This window comes from Nocardia sp. NPDC060255, assembly GCF_042727395.1.
Classification (GTDB): domain Bacteria; phylum Actinomycetota; class Actinomycetes; order Mycobacteriales; family Mycobacteriaceae; genus Nocardia.
In genome coordinates, this window is sequence record NZ_JBHXAU010000064.1 from 1 (window position 1) to 1,338 (window position 1,338).

Sequence of the window (1,338 nt, forward strand, 5' to 3'; positions counted from 1 at the left end):
CGCTTATTCATGATGTTTTTTTCGTCGTTGTAATTTGGCGACTCAATTATCTTATCATACTACACTTTCAAATGCAAGTACTTTTTTAAGATTTTTTTGATGCGGCCGAGAGGACTTGAACCTCCACGGGGTTTCCCCCACTAGGCCCTCAACCTAGCGCGTCTGCCGTTCCGCCACGACCGCGCGGAAAAAACAAAAGTGAGCCATGAAGGATTCGAACCTTCGACCCTCTGATTAAAAGTCAGATGCTCTACCAACTGAGCTAATGGCTCTTAATGGCTGGGCTAGCTGGATTCGAACCAGCGCATGACGGAGTCAAAGTCCGTTGCCTTACCGCTTGGCTATAGCCCATTAATTAAGAATGGTGGAGGGGGGCAGATTCGAACTGCCGAACCCGAGGGAGCGGATTTACAGTCCGCCGCGTTTAGCCACTTCGCTACCCCTCCGTATTTTTTTGAAAAACAGTGCCGGCCAGAGGACTTGAACCCCCAACCTACTGATTACAAGTCAGTTGCTCTACCAATTGAGCTAGGCCGGCAAATATGGTGGAGGATGACGGGCTCGAACCGCCGACCCTCTGCTTGTAAGGCAGATGCTCTCCCAGCTGAGCTAATCCTCCATATGACCCGTACGGGATTCGAACCCGTGTTACCGCCGTGAAAGGGCGGTGTCTTAACCGCTTGACCAACGGGCCGGATATATATGGTAGCGGCGGAGGGGATCGAACCCCCGACCTCACGGGTATGAACCGTACGCTCTAGCCAGCTGAGCTACACCGCCAAAAAACAATTAAAATCAAGTGGAGCCTAGCGGGATCGAACCGCTGACCTCCTGCGTGCAAGGCAGGCGCTCTCCCAGCTGAGCTAAGGCCCCATGTTTTTTGGGAATATCGGGAAGACAGGATTTGAACCTGCGACCCCCTGGTCCCAAACCAGGTGCTCTACCAAGCTGAGCCACTTCCCGTTATGGCGCGCCCGAGAGGAGTCGAACCCCTAACCTTTTGATCCGTAGTCAAACGCTCTATCCAATTGAGCTACGGGCGCATAATAATGAATGCCGAGGGCCGGACTTGAACCGGCACGGTAGTCACCTACCGCAGGATTTTAAGTCCTGTGCGTCTGCCAGTTCCGCCACCCCGGCACATACGAAAAGTGGAGCGGAAGACGGGATTCGAACCCGCGACCCCCACCTTGGCAAGGTGATGTTCTACCACTGAACTACTTCCGCGTTTGGCAATGCGGATGAAGGGACTTGAACCCCCACGACTGTAAATACACTAGAGACTGATTCTAGCTCGTCTGCCAATTCCGCCACATCCGCAAGACAAACATGGTGATC

Annotated in this window: 14 tRNA genes; all 14 read right to left on the reverse strand. The window is 53.1% G+C overall.

The features are described 5' to 3' along the window. Positions 1-100: 100 nt before the first annotated feature. Positions 101-183 (reverse strand) — tRNA-Leu (locus ACFWF1_RS44020). A 16-nt stretch (positions 184-199) separates the two neighbouring features. After that, positions 200-272, reverse strand: a tRNA-Lys gene (locus ACFWF1_RS44025). A 4-nt stretch (positions 273-276) separates the two neighbouring features. Beyond that, a tRNA-Gln gene (locus tag ACFWF1_RS44030) sits at positions 277-351 on the reverse strand. A gap of 11 nt (positions 352-362) precedes the next feature. Then, positions 363-446, reverse strand: a tRNA-Tyr gene (locus ACFWF1_RS44035). Positions 447-465: 19 nt separating this feature from the next. Next, positions 466-538: transfer RNA gene (locus ACFWF1_RS44040), tRNA-Thr, on the reverse strand. A 5-nt stretch (positions 539-543) separates the two neighbouring features. After that, a tRNA-Val gene (locus ACFWF1_RS44045) sits at positions 544-619 on the reverse strand. A gap of 3 nt (positions 620-622) precedes the next feature. After that, a tRNA-Glu gene (locus tag ACFWF1_RS44050) sits at positions 623-694 on the reverse strand. A gap of 9 nt (positions 695-703) precedes the next feature. Continuing rightward, positions 704-780: transfer RNA gene (locus ACFWF1_RS44055), tRNA-Met, on the reverse strand. A gap of 20 nt (positions 781-800) precedes the next feature. Then, positions 801-873, reverse strand: a tRNA-Ala gene (locus tag ACFWF1_RS44060). 16 nt (positions 874-889) lie between these two features. Continuing rightward, positions 890-963 (reverse strand) — tRNA-Pro (locus ACFWF1_RS44065). A gap of 3 nt (positions 964-966) precedes the next feature. Beyond that, positions 967-1,043: transfer RNA gene (locus tag ACFWF1_RS44070), tRNA-Arg, on the reverse strand. An 11-nt stretch (positions 1,044-1,054) separates the two neighbouring features. Beyond that, positions 1,055-1,140, reverse strand: a tRNA-Leu gene (locus ACFWF1_RS44075). Positions 1,141-1,152: 12 nt separating this feature from the next. Beyond that, a tRNA-Gly gene (locus ACFWF1_RS44080) sits at positions 1,153-1,227 on the reverse strand. A 9-nt stretch (positions 1,228-1,236) separates the two neighbouring features. Continuing rightward, positions 1,237-1,320, reverse strand: a tRNA-Leu gene (locus ACFWF1_RS44085). Positions 1,321-1,338: the final 18 nt, after the last annotated feature.